General features: G+C 59.7%; 16 protein-coding genes and 2 pseudogenes. 9 read left to right on the top strand and 9 right to left on the bottom strand.

Going from position 1 to position 13,061, the window contains the following annotated elements:
• The 6 genes from ACSQ2Z_RS26590 (at window position 1) to ACSQ2Z_RS26565 (ending at window position 5,636) form a co-directional block, all read left to right on the top strand.
• Entirely contained in the window at window positions 1-1,608 is a 1,608-nt protein-coding gene (locus tag ACSQ2Z_RS26590) for a bifunctional 3-(3-hydroxy-phenyl)propionate/3-hydroxycinnamic acid hydroxylase (protein WP_436084226.1), read from the top strand.
• Between the two features lie 415 nt (window positions 1,609-2,023).
• Window positions 2,024-2,584, top strand: coding sequence for an NADPH-dependent FMN reductase (locus ACSQ2Z_RS26585; RefSeq protein WP_436084225.1), 561 nt, complete (start codon window positions 2,024-2,026; stop codon window positions 2,582-2,584).
• 810 nt (window positions 2,585-3,394) lie between these two features.
• Window positions 3,395-3,865: a transposase gene (locus ACSQ2Z_RS26580; RefSeq protein WP_436084224.1), complete on the top strand. Its 471-nt coding sequence runs from the start codon at window positions 3,395-3,397 to the stop codon at window positions 3,863-3,865.
• A 300-nt stretch (window positions 3,866-4,165) separates the two neighbouring features.
• Window positions 4,166-4,780: a hypothetical protein gene (locus ACSQ2Z_RS26575; protein WP_436084223.1), complete on the top strand. Its 615-nt coding sequence runs from the start codon at window positions 4,166-4,168 to the stop codon at window positions 4,778-4,780.
• Between the two features lie 461 nt (window positions 4,781-5,241).
• Window positions 5,242-5,463, top strand: coding sequence for a hypothetical protein (locus tag ACSQ2Z_RS26570; protein ID WP_436084222.1), 222 nt, complete (start codon window positions 5,242-5,244; stop codon window positions 5,461-5,463).
• A 47-nt stretch (window positions 5,464-5,510) separates the two neighbouring features.
• The gene (locus tag ACSQ2Z_RS26565) at window positions 5,511-5,636 is read left to right on the top strand and encodes a hypothetical protein (protein ID WP_436084221.1); all 126 of its coding nucleotides are present in this window, start codon (window positions 5,511-5,513) and stop codon (window positions 5,634-5,636) included.
• 174 nt (window positions 5,637-5,810) lie between these two features.
• On the opposite strand, the gene ACSQ2Z_RS26560 is transcribed toward ACSQ2Z_RS26565, so the two are convergent.
• Window positions 5,811-6,263, bottom strand: a complete 453-nt coding sequence (locus ACSQ2Z_RS26560; RefSeq protein WP_436084220.1) for a hypothetical protein — start codon at window positions 6,261-6,263, stop codon at window positions 5,811-5,813.
• Between the two features lie 65 nt (window positions 6,264-6,328).
• Between ACSQ2Z_RS26560 and ACSQ2Z_RS26555 the strand changes: the two genes are divergently transcribed.
• Window positions 6,329-6,721, top strand: a complete 393-nt coding sequence (locus ACSQ2Z_RS26555; protein WP_436084219.1) for a hypothetical protein — start codon at window positions 6,329-6,331, stop codon at window positions 6,719-6,721.
• Between the two features lie 261 nt (window positions 6,722-6,982).
• Window positions 6,983-7,885, top strand: a complete 903-nt coding sequence (locus ACSQ2Z_RS26550) for an ArdC family protein (RefSeq protein WP_436084218.1) — start codon at window positions 6,983-6,985, stop codon at window positions 7,883-7,885.
• A gap of 57 nt (window positions 7,886-7,942) precedes the next feature.
• Here ACSQ2Z_RS26550 and ACSQ2Z_RS26545 read toward each other — a convergent pair.
• Together ACSQ2Z_RS26545 and ACSQ2Z_RS26540 are read right to left on the bottom strand one after the other, a co-directional pair.
• Window positions 7,943-8,475 (bottom strand): annotated as a pseudogene (locus ACSQ2Z_RS26545) (NADPH-dependent F420 reductase).
• 38 nt (window positions 8,476-8,513) lie between these two features.
• A pseudogene (locus ACSQ2Z_RS26540) lies at window positions 8,514-8,636 on the bottom strand (SDR family oxidoreductase); the annotation flags it as partial.
• Window positions 8,637-9,009: 373 nt separating this feature from the next.
• Between ACSQ2Z_RS26540 and ACSQ2Z_RS26535 the strand changes: the two are divergent.
• A complete protein-coding gene (locus ACSQ2Z_RS26535) occupies window positions 9,010-9,318 on the top strand; it encodes a DUF736 domain-containing protein (RefSeq protein WP_436084217.1) in 309 nt (102 codons plus the stop codon).
• Between the two features lie 45 nt (window positions 9,319-9,363).
• On the opposite strand, the gene ACSQ2Z_RS26530 is transcribed toward ACSQ2Z_RS26535, so the two are convergent.
• The 6 genes from ACSQ2Z_RS26530 to traC all read right to left on the bottom strand — a co-directional run bounded on the left by ACSQ2Z_RS26530 (window position 9,364) and on the right by traC (window position 12,962).
• Window positions 9,364-9,642 carry an HU family DNA-binding protein gene (locus tag ACSQ2Z_RS26530; RefSeq protein WP_436084216.1) on the bottom strand — a complete coding sequence of 93 codons (279 nt, stop codon included), beginning with the start codon at window positions 9,640-9,642 and terminating at the stop codon, window positions 9,364-9,366.
• A gap of 38 nt (window positions 9,643-9,680) precedes the next feature.
• A complete protein-coding gene (locus ACSQ2Z_RS26525; protein WP_436084215.1) occupies window positions 9,681-9,992 on the bottom strand; it encodes a WGR domain-containing protein in 312 nt (103 codons plus the stop codon).
• 88 nt (window positions 9,993-10,080) lie between these two features.
• A complete protein-coding gene (locus tag ACSQ2Z_RS26520) occupies window positions 10,081-10,527 on the bottom strand; it encodes a thermonuclease family protein (RefSeq protein WP_436084214.1) in 447 nt (148 codons plus the stop codon).
• Window positions 10,528-10,533: 6 nt separating this feature from the next.
• The gene (gene traG, locus ACSQ2Z_RS26515) at window positions 10,534-12,495 is read right to left on the bottom strand and encodes a Ti-type conjugative transfer system protein TraG (RefSeq protein WP_436084213.1); all 1,962 of its coding nucleotides are present in this window, start codon (window positions 12,493-12,495) and stop codon (window positions 10,534-10,536) included.
• Window positions 12,482-12,697, bottom strand: a complete 216-nt coding sequence (gene traD, locus ACSQ2Z_RS26510; protein WP_436084212.1) for a type IV conjugative transfer system coupling protein TraD — start codon at window positions 12,695-12,697, stop codon at window positions 12,482-12,484. The genes traG and traD overlap by 14 nt, the downstream gene beginning before the upstream one ends.
• A 4-nt stretch (window positions 12,698-12,701) precedes the next feature.
• A complete protein-coding gene (traC, locus tag ACSQ2Z_RS26505) occupies window positions 12,702-12,962 on the bottom strand; it encodes a conjugal transfer protein TraC (protein WP_436084211.1) in 261 nt (86 codons plus the stop codon).
• Window positions 12,963-13,061: the final 99 nt, after the last annotated feature.

Below are 13,061 nucleotides of genomic sequence, written 5' to 3'. Positions count from 1 at the left end.
ATGAATGATGAACACGCACAATCGCGTAATGACTTCGTCGACGTCGCCGTGGTTGGCCTTGGACCGGTCGGCATTACGCTTTGCAATATCCTCGGCCAGCGAGGCGTGCGCGTCGTCGGAATTGATGCCTCAAAGGAAGTCTATGCGCTTCCGCGTGCCCTGGGTATGGACCATGAAGTCATGCGCGTATTCCAGAACATTGGAATCGCGGATGACCTTGCCGCGTCGGTCAGCGCCTACAAGGATTCGGAATATCACGCCGCGGACGGCACGATCCTGCGCAGGTTCACATCGCCACCACTACCGCACAGTCAGGGTTGGCCAGCTTACATGACCTTCGTACAGCCCGCGCTGGAAGGGCAATTGCGCAGGAAGGCCGCAAGCCTCGAAACTGTTCAACTGCGCATGGGCACCGAGGTCGTCTCCCTCAAAACGCCGGAGACGCCGAAACTCATGCTGCGAGACTGCGTCACGGGCGAAACGACGGCTCTCGGCGCGCGATATGTTGTCGGGTGCGACGGCGGCAGCAGCTTCATCCGCCGCAGTCTCGGCATCGCGTTCGAAGACCTGATCTTCGACCAGCCCTGGCTGGTGGTCGACATGATTCTTGGCGACCACGCCCGAGACCTGCCCGAGACGAACATTCAGTTCTGCGATCCGGTAAGACCTCATACCTATGTCGTCGGCCCGGACCGGCTTCGGCGCTGGGAGTTCATGATGCTCCCTGGCGAAAATCCTGAGGACATCAATCGTCCCGAGTGGATCTGGGCGCAACTGGCCCCTTGGTTGAAGCCGGGTGAGGCGGAAATGTGGCGCTCTGCTACCTATCGGTTTCATGCGCTTGTAGCGGAAAGCTGGAGGGTCGGAAATGTCTTCCTGGCCGGAGATGCCTGTCACATGACACCACCATTTCTCGCTCAAGGCATGGTTCAGGGAATCAAGGATGCCGCCAATCTCGGCTGGAAGCTCGCTCACGCTGTGCATGGCGGCTCCGACCTAGTTCTGGAAACCTACCAGCAGGAACGACGACCGTTCGTGCATAAGGTTATTTCGATCACAAAGGCCCTTGGACACATCATCTGCGAAACCGATCCGGAAAAGGCTGCTACTCGAAACACAGACATGATGGCGCTTATGGCAACGGGGAAAGGCACGCAGGTACGGCAGTCATTGTTTCCACCCATACAGCAGGGGTTGCTCGCAGTCGGTCACGACGGGCAACTCGTGCCGGGCGCCGGTGAGATGTGCCCGCAACCTTGGATTATCACAGCCATGGGCCGCAAACGCCTCGATGATGTCGTTGGATCAAGCCTTGTGCTCTTGACCAGTGGTCTCCCTCTTGGCGCAAACATTTGTGATCGGGCAGCGCAAGCCGGCCTCGAAGTTTTCGCGGTGGGAACCAGTACCGACAGCTCCGTTTACGAGGAAGAGGATGTTCTCTCCGGCTGGCTCAACCTTCACGGCGTCCGCGCTGTCATCGTCCGCCCCGACCGCGTCGTCTTCGGCACGGCCGAAACGGAGTCCGGTATCGCGGCACTGATCGATCAGCTCGAGACGAAGCTCGGGCTGATTGGTAGCGACGCCGCTCTGGCCCGGCGTTCGGGCTGATATTGCACCGTGATCCGGGAAGGGGCCGCGTGCCTACTCCCTGAAGCAGGCCATCGATATTGGCGAGATGCGAACGAGAACGTTTCCAGGTGACCTCGAAAGAAACACGTCAGGAAATGCCATGAATAAAGAGTGTCGATGCTGTTGTCGTTTCGCGCGAAGCGACGAAGGGATCCACGAGGTGATTAATGTAGTTAGTACTGTTTTGTGCCAACGGAACTGGATCGACGAGACCGCATTGCAGCGTCTCCCGACGCCGTCAAACGCCTTGTCGGCTTCGGGTTCGAAGCGGTGATCGAGGCTGGAGCCAGCCTGTCGTTCGACGTGCCGACGACTGTAAATGCAATACACTCGCCGCCGCCTCAGCCGATCGCTCCGAGGGCATTGATGTCACAGTTTTTTAAATGGAGCGCAAATGTCCAAAGCGAAGCATGTCGTCATTCTTTCCGGCAGCCTGCGGAAACAGTCCGTCAATGCCGCAATCGCTCGTGCACTTCCTGACCTGGCTCCTGAAGGGATGACATTCAGTCTGGCTCAAGGTCTGGACCGGATCCCGCACTACAATGCCGACATTCAGGCCGACGGCTTTCCACCGATCGTGCTTGAACTTGCCGACCAGATCCGTGGTGCCGACGGAATTGCGTTTGTGACCCCGGAGTACAATTACTCCATTCCCGGCTTTCTAAAGAATGCTCTGGATTGGCTTTCTCGCACCGCGCCGGTGCCCTTTGCTGGTAAACCGATCGTCATCCAGACCGCATCAGCTGGAGTCCTTGGTGGAGTTCGGGCTCAGTATCACTTGCGCCAGATCCTGGTATTCCTCGACGCCCTGCCAATGAACAAACCTGAAGTCATGATCGGCGCCGCGCAAACAAAGATCTCGGATACCGGCAAACTCACCGATGAACCGACGCGTGATTTCATTCGCGGTCAGCTTGCAGCCTTCTCCGACTTCATCAATCGCGTTGCTGGTTAACCTGCTATGGCGCAACACATCGCTCCACTCAGACGTTGACCGATGCCGGCCGTGCCCGGCGCTCGTCCGGCAGCGAAGGCAGCCTGCAGTAGAACTTTTCCGGCCACGGTTGCCAGCGGTGACGAGCTTCCGGCCCGGCGATCATTCAAAATCACTTCAGACGCGGGGAGACGATGGTGTCGCGAACCCGGCATGCAAGCTCCTACCACTCTGACGTTCGCCCAGCCTGGGGCGATCACAGTTGTTTTCAGCGGTTCCCTTGGGATTGTGTATGTCGGCACTCGCCTCGACTCACTGCGGCAGAAAGGCTCGAACGAAATGCAATTTCGGGGCAGTCGGTCCCGGTTTCCGCCGTGCCGGCGGCGCTATGCTAAACCTCCTGCGGATACCCCGGGAACCGAAATTGCATGCGCGAATTCCCGAACTGTGGCTTTGCCACCGCTATGCTCGGTTCTCCGATGTGCGCTCCTTTCATATTGTTTCGCGGCCTGCGATCTGGCGTCATTTCTCCGGTCAACGCCAATTCCGCGCGTTGTCCGGAACGTGCCGATATCGGTCGTGGGACGATGTGGCGGAGGTAAGGCATGCCTGCCGGCGGTAGGCGAGGTGAGGGTTAGGACGCAGGTCTTCAGGCCACGCAGGGATTACCAGCAAAAAGAAGTCAGCCGGTGTTGCGATGCTTGAAATTTGATAATGCCTTCGCAGCAAATTCCGGCAGATTAACTACCGGTAAAGGAGGAGGCTGGTGGTTGTGTTGACTCTGTAGTCCACTCAGTCGAAAACAGGCGATGGCTAGAGAGGGAATTACTGATGGCTGACGAGAATAACACGGGACCGATTGTTGCGGCTGTAGAGACGGATGCCGAGTTGAAAACATCAGCGGCCAAGAAGCAGAGGTCGCCGCGGCGTCAGAAGACAGATGCCGAACCGGTTCGAGCTGTATCAAAGGCCACTGCTGCAAAGTCGCCGACCGCTAAGCCCAGAAGGTATAGCGAACAAGAACGGAACGAGAAGCTCAAACTGATAGAGACGCAAGTCACCGAAGCCACAAGCACGCTCAAGGATGCCATCAAGGGCGCCGGCATATCGGAACAAACCTACTATCAGTGGAAACGGACGGTGAAGCCCGTCGATCAACGAGACGAGAAGCTTCTTCCGGCCAGCGATGAGTTGGCAGATCTGGTGCAACTCGAAGAGGAGAACCAGAGACTTCGCAAGATACTGGCGAAGAAGTTGCGTGCGGAAAATGCCGAACTACGCAAGAGGCTCGGGCTGGAATAATCTAAGATTGGCACCTCGCTGGCGGTCAGTTTCTCCATTGGCCGCCTGGCCTTGTGTGGCGCCAGAAATTTCGGCTCGCCCCCAATTTCTCCATCGAGGCGGGCAATCGAAGGCGCGAATGTCGTGGATGGTTCGTGAAGAGCACGCCCGCTACGAGGTTCAGCGCAAGGACGAGTCGCCGCCTTTTCGCGTGCCGACCAGTTGAGCCGCGCGGGGAGGAGCTGTATTGGTGCTGCCAGCAGGAATGGAGTAGCGCCGATCGGCGTTAGATTTTGACGGGTTGCTTGGGATTGAGAGTATATGAAAACGCCACAACGGAAATTCGTTGTTGAATTCAAGTCGGGGCGGCGACAGCCGAGGGCGCCGACGAACTCGATCTGGGGCGACACAGACTTCAAGGCTCTGGCCCGGGAAGTGGAAGATAAGACGTCGCATTTGTTCAACGCAAATGAAGCACCTGGCGCACCCGACGAAGGTGGAAACGTGCTGCCTGATCCGATGAATTCGCGTCCTGCCAGCGAACACGGAGGCGATGCCGACTTTGCACGAGCAACGATGCGGGCGACGGATGGCTCACAGGTTGAAGTCTTGAAGCAGCATGATGCTGATCGTCCGGCTGCCGAAGTTGTTGCGCAAGCGCAGGCAAGCCAACCTGTGTCGCAGCCTCGAAGACCATCAGGGGGCACTCCTCAACTGCGCGCCAAGCATGCCTCTGCCCACGCGATCACGCGCACTGCGATAGACACGAACGAGGCGCAAAGCGCGCAATCCAAGACTGCCAGGGATCCTCTTTCCATCGATGAAGTGACCGCCCTCGATGCAGAAAACAGGCGGCTGAGGATGCTGCTGGCAGAACACCTTCATGCACAGAACCTGCAGCTCAAGAAGATGCTTGAGCGGTTTGACGTCACATAGGGAGACCGCATCGTAGGCTGGCCGCCTCGTCTAGACGAGGAGTGTGGATGGACGAGGTGGGCACTGTGGTGGGCCGCGCGCGAGTGTGAGCTGGGAAAAGCACGAGTGCCGCGCGCAATCTGGCTGAAAATCTCAAAAAAAGGCCCCCTCCCTGAAAGGAAGAGGCCCCTATCTGGGGCTTTCGCCCGACGCTTGGTTTGGAAGCATACAGAGCGGCTCGTGCTCCCATCTGAGGGCGACGGGTGCAGGAAAAAATAGCTTCCTCCGGGGGATGAACAAGAGGCCAACACCCGATCCAAGTACCGGGCCTTCAAATTATCTCGTATTTAGCATCGCTAAAAATAAAATTTAACATTCGCTCGAATGTTTCTCCGAAACCAGACAGAACGCCAAGTCTAACGCATGGTGGGGACGGCTATCAAATTCCATTAGACGTAAGGCGTCTGGAAACGCATCGCAAATTGATGCATAAAACCGAAATGGTCGAAACATCTCTTATCGAAGAACGTGCTGAAGCAGAACACCATCTTGCAGAAGCCATGCGCATCACGAACGCCGCCATTCGGCGCGTCCACAAACTCGGCCTCACCGTGGATGCGCAGATCATCACGATGCACACGGGCGAAGGCCCGATGCCTCAACTCAATTTCGGCACCACCGATCGACAGCGTGGCGCAATCTGACGGTCTCATAAACATGAGGAACCTACATCGACTGCGGAGGACGTACGATGGCTTACGACTGGGACGGAAAGCGCACCAGGCGTATGAACCTGATGCTGAGCGTTGCCGTTGGCGCAATGATCGTGCTCGGGTCCACGTTTTTCGCCGCTGCCACAGCACTCTTGGTTCAATAGCTATGCGCGCCTGGCGGCGTTCCATGCCACTTGCCAGATTGCCAACACCTCTTTTCCACATGGTCGGGCATCAGCCAGGGCAACAGCGGCGCAAGGGTCGAGTGCCTTTCGGCACCATCGCGGGCAAGATCCAGCATTAGCACGCCTCCGTCGCATGTTCGAGGGCTATGCGGATCAAGCCAGACTGACTTCCGCCTCGCAGTCGAGCGCGAGCGCACACTCGGTCAACTCGACGATATCGTCGCCCATTGCGAAGCGTTCGTTCGCCAGGAAGGTCCGGCCGGACCGGGCGCAATACGACTGCAGCGGGAGTTTGCTTGCGTGCAGGACGAGCTTCGCGATCTGCCCGGCAGGATCATGGATCGCAGCCGGCTGCGCACTATGCTCGCCCATCGCGGCCGTACACTGCACGTCGGCTTCCTTAACGACTGCCTCTTCGATGCGGCGACCGCCCTCTGCCTCACCGGCTCCCCGGATTCCGAGCAAACGGCGCCGGTCCTGTCCCGATGCAGTCCCGATCGCTGCCCAAACGCCTGTCGGACCGCCCGGCATCGCGAGCCGTGGCGGGCTTCGATCGCTGAGGGCGAAGGGCTGCTGGTCGACCGGCGCCTGTCGCCGTTGCAACACGAAGCCATCACCCGCGACAACGAGCAGAAGCGCCGGCTCATTGCACCTTTGATAGACGGCGGAGCATGAGCGCGCTCGGCGCAAAGAGCGAGGCGGCGCTGCGGGCGGCGATGGCGCGGCTGCTCGATGGTCGCCCCCAACGCACCGACGGCGCGCTCACCGTCTCCAACCTCGCGCGTGAAGCTGGCGTCAGCCGCGCGACGGCGAACCGTGCGGTCGGTCTTCTCGCCGAGTTCCGTGCCGCCGAAGCGCGTCACCGGCAATCCTCTTCGAGAGCCCTCAAGGAGCGCGTCTGTGCACTCGAAGCCGAACTGCGGGTCGTGGGCGGCGCCGAGATGGCCGAACTACGCGGCTTTGTCCGCACGCTCGCCCAGCACATCCAGGTGCTGACGTTGCAGGTCGCTCAGCGGGATACCGTCATCGAGGGTCTGCGGCAGGAACTGGGCCCGATCTGGTGACACCAGGGTTGTTCTCGTAAAGCGCTCGCCGCGAGACGACGCCCGCTGGGAGCGGCGCATCATCCGGGGGGTCCGGGCGCCGATCATGGTCGGCGCCTCCTTAAGCTCGCCAGTCGAGGCAGGGCTCGGGTGTGGCAGACGCTGCCTGCCCATCAACCCTGTTCCGCACCAGCACCGAGAACAGGGTGTGACGGGCCGGCTTCCCGCGTCTGCCCCTGCCGCCGCGCCCTCGACGGAGAGGGCGAGCTGAAGGAGGCACCCATGACCATAGATCGCAACCACCAGACACCGACCGATATCTACGAGCGCGTTACCAGCCAGATTATCGCCGCCATCGAGGCCGGCGCCGGCGACTACCGGATGCCCTGGCATCACGACGGATCGGCCATCACCACGCCCGTCAATGTCGCCTCAAGCAAGGCTTATCGCGGCGTCAACATCCTCTCGCTCTGGGCCGCGGCGCACGCTGCTGGCTATCCCGCCGGCATCTGGGGCACCTACCGCCAATGGCAGGCGCTCGGTGCCCAGGCTCGCAAAGGCGAGCGCGGCCACCTTGTCGTGTTCTGGAAGACCACCGACCGGCAGGGCGAAGCGGACCCCCAACACGGGGACGAGGATCGAGACGAGCCCGCCCGGCGCATGTTCGCCCGCGGCTACACCGTCTTCAATTGCGCCCAGGTCGATGGCTACACGCCGCCATCGATGCCGGCGATGCCCCAAGCCGAGCGGATCGAGCAGGCCGAACGGTTCTGCGCCGCCCTCGGCATCGACATCCGCCACGGCGGATCACAGGCCTACTACCGCCCATCTACCGACCATGTGCAGATGCCGGAGTTTGCTTGCTTCCGCGACGCGGTCGCCTACTACGCCGTGTTGCTCCATGAATCCGGCCACGCTTCCGGCGCCAAGCATCGCCTCGACCGCGATCTTTCCGGACGGTTCGGTTCGGCCGCCTACGCCATGGAGGAATGCACGGTCGAGCTCTTGAGCGCGATGATCTGCGCCGATCTCAATCTCAGCGTCGAGCCGCGCCCCGATCATGCCCGCTACATCGCCTCCTGGCTCGAGGTGCTGCGTTCCGACTCGCGCGCCATCTTCACCGCCGCGAGCAAGGCGCAGCAGATTGCCGATTGGATGCACGCGCAGCAGACCGGCGCTCTCTAGACCACGAGGTCCGGGGCGCTGCATGGGCGCCCCTCTCGCCGCTCGGCCGATGCCTCTTCAGCCGAACTTCACCAGATTGAGAGCCGGCAAAGGACCGCCCGGAAACTGGACAAGGCGTCCGCCGACCGAGATCGGTCCGAGGTCGATGCCGAAGAAGCCGAGCCGGTCGATCAGCGCGCCGACCTGCGCCTTGGACTGGAGTCGTCACCGGAATAGAACAGGACACGCCGGCCACCTTCGGCTCGGGGATCGCCGGAGAGCAGGTGCGGCTGCAGGTGATTGAAGGTTTTCACCACGCGGGCACCCGACACCATGCCGGCGAAGACCTCGCTGGACAGCCTACCGTTCAATTCGGCAGGTTTGAACAGCGGTGCTTCGATGGGGTTGTTGGCGTCGACGACGACGCGGCCACCGAAGTCCGGCAGACCGGCAAGTGCCGCCGGCAGCTTCGACCAGTTGACGGCGACGACTTCCTTCAGGCTTTCCGGGCCACGGCTGTTGGCGAGCGTGGCGCGGATATTGTTGTTGGCAAGAGCGGTGGTGAAGGCGCGGCCGATATTGCCGGCGCCGATGATGCCGATGCTCTTCATGGCATTTGTCCTTTTCGGATTAGGATTGGTGTCGGGGATCAGGCAGTCAGGCCGCCATCGGCGACGATGTCCGCGCTGGTGACGAAGGCTGCGTCCGGACTTGCGAGGAAGGCAACGACGCTGGCGATCTCGGCCGGCTGCCCGTAGCGACCGATCGCCATGGGCACGGCGTTTCCAACCGGACACCGCTAGATGATGCCATTGGCCGTATTCTTGTCCATCTGTCAGCTGGCTCGCCCACTGCGGTCTCGATGGGGCATGTCTGACCGAAGATCGCCGAGCTGGAGCTCGGCTCGACCGGCATCCGCAACGGCCGGTTCGTTTTCTTCCCCTGTCTGCAACCACCCCACGCGACAGGTCGCGCGGGGACCCCGGATCGCCGCCATTCCTCGCGAAGACAAGAAAGCCTCTCCCTTGGCCGTCCTCCACTCACGTTTCGGCCTTTCAGGTGCAGGCCGATCGTCCCCGGTCTGGTCGACAGCCATCGAGGCCGCGATGGGCGCGGCCCGAACAACTTTAAAAGGGAATACGACAATGGCAACCATCGGCTCTTTCACCGCTTCCGGCAACGGTTTCAACGGCACCATCAAGACCCTCAACCTCAACGTCAAGGCAGCCATTCGAGCAGTCGAGCGCGCCACCGAAAAGGGTCCCGACTTCCGCATTCTCGCCGGCAACGTCGAATTCGGCGCAGCCTGGAAGAAGACCTCGAACGAGGGCCGCGACTACCTCTCGGTCAAGCTCGATGACCCGAGCTTCCCAGCCCCGATCTACGCAACCCTGATCGAGGTCGAAGGCGAGGAAGGCCTCTCCCTCATCTGGTCCCGCCCGAACCGGGACTGATGGCGAGGAGGGCCCGCCGAAAGGCGGGCTCTCCCTCTGCAGGGATCACTTGTTCAATGCATCCTTGAGCGCCTTCGCAGGTACAAAGGTCAGCTTCTTCGAAGCCGCGACTGTCATCTTTTCGCCGGTAGACGGGTTACGGCCTTCGCGTTCGGGCGATGCCTTCACCTTGAACTTCCCGAAGCCGGGGATGGACGTTTCAGCGTTGGAGCTCGCGGCATTGGTGATCGCCTGGAAGACGGCCTCGACGATGCCCTTAGCCTGAACTTTCGTCAGGCTGTTGTCGGCCGCAATCTTGTCGGCGATTTCATTGGTGGTGGTCATGGAATTTCCTCGCATCGGTTAAGAAGACGGAATCCGTGTCAGCTTGCGAGGGCTTTGTCATTGACGCGCTGCGATGACGAATGCAGGATTTTGCGGATTTCCACAGCTGGTTTTGGCCTATAGCCTCGTTTTCGCTTTTCACGGAGAAGTTCGAGGAACAATCCGATGGCGTGCTTCTCTTCATTGAAGACATGCACCTTCTGCTGACCGTGTGTGCCGATCCTTCCCCACCTGCGCACCAGGGACACTTCTCCAAACAATGTCGGCTGGACGGCGAGCGCATAGAACCGTGCCATATTCTTGTCTGGCTCGATACGCTCGACATAGAGGTGGTAGGGCTGAACGATCATCCACGCAGAATCGCGCTTTCAGATCTCGGCGTCCAATCAGAGTTTTGAATCGGACAGACAGCATCGATTCATGTTCGTGATGGGAGCATCATTCGCACCAGCTTCGCCGCGATCCGTCCCACCGCCGTGCAAGACCCTCGGCGACGAGCATGTCGCCAAACGACGTTCCTTCCCGGTAGACATTTCTAAGCTTGCGGCCGTAGCGATCCTGGTCTCTGGCCCCAGATGCCAGTGAGAACGATCCCTCGTTAAGCAGATCGAGGAGACGTTGCTTTGCCGCAAGCCCGAGCTCTCGTTCGCGCTTGCATCTCGGCGGGCTCAATTCCGGAGTGTCGATGTCGGCGATCCTGATTTTTTCGCCCTGGAACCAGAATGTATCTCCGTCGACAACGCAGTTGATCCGTGGCCCATTTCTGCAAATCGAGAATGAGCCAGAAGCTCCGTTTGGTTGTTTGGCAAAGAGCGTCGGTGGCGGACTTAGGCACGCAGCAAACACGGATAGCACAGTGATGACGGATCGAATTCTTAAACTCATTCTTACTCAATCCTCGCCCAGCCCGACTGTTTTGCCAAGCGCCACAGAGGTCCTTGCCGTTTTGTGAAAGCGGTTTTCGTCCACTGAAGCGATCATATCTTTTCGTCTGAACCAGATCGCTCGCCCACATCGGAGCGGTGGATGACCGGCGGTGAAGACGATCTGTTCATCCGTGCGCATGCGCAGCACTTCATGGGGTTGAATGAGCGGTCTTGCCGACAACTGCTTTGAGCGGGTGCGGGACGATCCTGACATTTTCGAGCTTCTGGACATTTGATCGACCTCGACGGTCGTCATGCCGCATCTCTTCGAAATGTAGTCCGCGGTCTCCGGGTCGTTGATCGCTGCGAACGAGATCCAGGACGCGCTTTCGAACCATTTCGACGTGGCGTCGCGGCCGCCGTACGCTTCACGCATCTGGCCGATTGATTGATAGAGCATGGTCAGCGTGATCCCGTACTTTCGGCCGGCATCGCGGGCGGTCTCGAGAATACGCAGATAACCGAGCCTTGCGACCTCGTCCAGCAGGAACAGCGCGGGTCCGCTAATGTCGCCGTTGCGATTGTAAATCGCATTGAGGAAAGAGCCGATGATCACCCGCGCGATTCCGGCGTGATTTTCCAATGTCTTCAAATCCAGATTGATAAAGACATCGACTGTGCCGCCCGCCAGTTCGTCGGTGTTGAAGCTGGAACCGGACACCAGTGCGGCGTAGTTCGGGTAGGACAACCAGTGTGTTTCCTTTGCTGCGTTGGCATAGACGCCAGAGAATGTCTCCGGCGTCATGTTGATAAATGGCGCGACGTTCTCCTTCACGAATGTCGATTTCGACCCATCGTAAATATCCTGTAGCCGAGCGCGGAGCTTTGGCTCAGGTTCGGAAAGATTGGCGCGAACCTGACGCAGGGTCTGGTTCTCCGCTTCCGTGTTTCCCGACAGGCAGACATCGGCGATGATGGCAGTCAGAAGTTGAAGTGACGAAGCGCGAAAAAAGTCATCCCGAACGGCGTTCTGACGCGGGCTGTCGCTTACGATCCATGATGCTACCGCTGCGATATCTTCTTCCTTCGTTGCACCAAATCGTCCGATCCAATCAAGAGCGTTGAAACCGACGTTCGGTGACTTGGGATCGAGGACATGAACGTCGCGTCCGGCGCTCATGCGATGTTTCATCACCATTGGAGCCACCTCGTTAGATGGATCGAGCGCGACAAGGGTGCTGCCCCATTTCAGCGCCGTCGGGATCGTGACCGACGTCGTCTTGTAACCGCCCGACCCGGCGAATGCGATGCCATGCGATGAGCCGAACGAACCGTTGAAGCAAAGTAACGGTGCCCGTCCTCCTGCGCCCCAGGTCGTTGCGTCGTTGACCCGGAAGGCGACCGTCGAAACGCTGTCGCGGTCAACCCGATAAGCTTCACCAACGACGATGCCGCCTATGGCTGGAAACAACCGTGTGGCAGCGGCAGAACTCATCCAATCGGAATCGCCATGGACCGCCCGCTTGCCCTTGACGCGCTTCGGTGCAGCCGATGCAAAAGCGGCGTTGCCTTTCAGGGCGACCCGTATTCCAAAAAGGCCAGACAGCATAGCGATTGCCGTTCCAGCCATCGTGGCCGGATCGAGATAAATCCAGACCGATTGACCTGGTGCAATTTGGCCTGAGAGTGCTGCGAGGCGCATGGCTTCGCGAACGATTGCGATCGTAAAAACCATCCCAATTCCGACCACGACCCCAAGGGCGGTTGTGCGGATGGAGACGGCGCCCGCCGCGGCAAACAGGAAGATGACAGCAACAGCACCAGCAGCGACATAGGGCAGGCCAATCCCAACTCTGCCCAAAAACAGTCTCGCGGCATCAGTCTTCCCGAAGTCGGCGATCCAGGCCTCATGGCCGCTTGTTGCGATGCAACTGCCAGCGACCAGTACGATCGGGGCAAGGAACAATGCTGCTCTATGCGGGGTCATTGCCGAACGCCTTCGCACCAATCGACGTCAGCCGCCGACGTTCGCTTTCGTCGCCTTTGATGCGGCTTGCCGCATCAATCAGCAGGCCGAGCAGGAGAGCGCGCTTCTCGTAGCGGAGGCCAGCTTTCACGACAAGACCGCCGAGTTCGATCTTCTCCCGCGTGTCCTTTTTGCGGGCGTCGGCTGTCGATGCACGGACCATGCGCTCAGCCCTCGCCACGCTGGCCCGAAGGCCCACCAGCCGAGACCGGCGCCGTCGACTTCGGATTCTGGAATGCACCCTTACGAAATCGCGCGGCGAGTTCTTCGAACGCGGTTTGAAGCTGGCTCTCTTCGATCTCCATGTCGCCAAGGCCAGTCTTCAAGGCGATACGGCCGATCCTTTCAGCGTCCCGCGATTCAGCTTGCTTTAATTGTTCCTGAAGTCTGGTGATTTCTTCCCTGATTTTCGACGAGGGCTTTTTCATTCCGGATGATCCTTTTTTGGTCTGTTCGCCATGCGACGGACTAGGACTCTCCCGGATGGGACCTGAATTCTACTGGTAGAAATGCCAGTTGGCGAAGCC

The sequence above is a fragment of the Pararhizobium sp. LjRoot235 genome (genome assembly GCF_964254145.1).
GTDB lineage: Bacteria > Pseudomonadota > Alphaproteobacteria > Rhizobiales > Rhizobiaceae > Pararhizobium.
Note: the sequence above shows the minus strand (reverse complement) of the source record. Positions and strands in the feature narration are given on the sequence as shown.

Coding starts and splice junctions, on each gene's coding strand:
- ACSQ2Z_RS26590 (WP_436084226.1), top strand. CDS start 1: ATGAATGATGAACACGCACAATCGCGTAATGACTTCGTCGACGTCGCC.
- ACSQ2Z_RS26585 (WP_436084225.1), top strand. CDS start 2,024: ATGTCCAAAGCGAAGCATGTCGTCATTCTTTCCGGCAGCCTGCGGAAA.
- ACSQ2Z_RS26580 (WP_436084224.1), top strand. CDS start 3,395: ATGGCTGACGAGAATAACACGGGACCGATTGTTGCGGCTGTAGAGACG.
- ACSQ2Z_RS26575 (WP_436084223.1), top strand. CDS start 4,166: ATGAAAACGCCACAACGGAAATTCGTTGTTGAATTCAAGTCGGGGCGG.
- ACSQ2Z_RS26565 (WP_436084221.1), top strand. CDS start 5,511: ATGGCTTACGACTGGGACGGAAAGCGCACCAGGCGTATGAACCTGATG.
- ACSQ2Z_RS26555 (WP_436084219.1), top strand. CDS start 6,329: ATGAGCGCGCTCGGCGCAAAGAGCGAGGCGGCGCTGCGGGCGGCGATG.
- ACSQ2Z_RS26550 (WP_436084218.1), top strand. CDS start 6,983: ATGACCATAGATCGCAACCACCAGACACCGACCGATATCTACGAGCGC.
- ACSQ2Z_RS26535 (WP_436084217.1), top strand. CDS start 9,010: ATGGCAACCATCGGCTCTTTCACCGCTTCCGGCAACGGTTTCAACGGC.
- ACSQ2Z_RS26530 (WP_436084216.1), bottom strand. CDS start 9,642: ATGACCACCACCAATGAAATCGCCGACAAGATTGCGGCCGACAACAGC.
- ACSQ2Z_RS26525 (WP_436084215.1), bottom strand. CDS start 9,992: ATGATCGTTCAGCCCTACCACCTCTATGTCGAGCGTATCGAGCCAGAC.
- ACSQ2Z_RS26520 (WP_436084214.1), bottom strand. CDS start 10,527: ATGAGTTTAAGAATTCGATCCGTCATCACTGTGCTATCCGTGTTTGCT.
- traG (WP_436084213.1), bottom strand. CDS start 12,495: ATGACCCCGCATAGAGCAGCATTGTTCCTTGCCCCGATCGTACTGGTC.
- traD (WP_436084212.1), bottom strand. CDS start 12,697: ATGGTCCGTGCATCGACAGCCGACGCCCGCAAAAAGGACACGCGGGAG.
- traC (WP_436084211.1), bottom strand. CDS start 12,962: ATGAAAAAGCCCTCGTCGAAAATCAGGGAAGAAATCACCAGACTTCAG.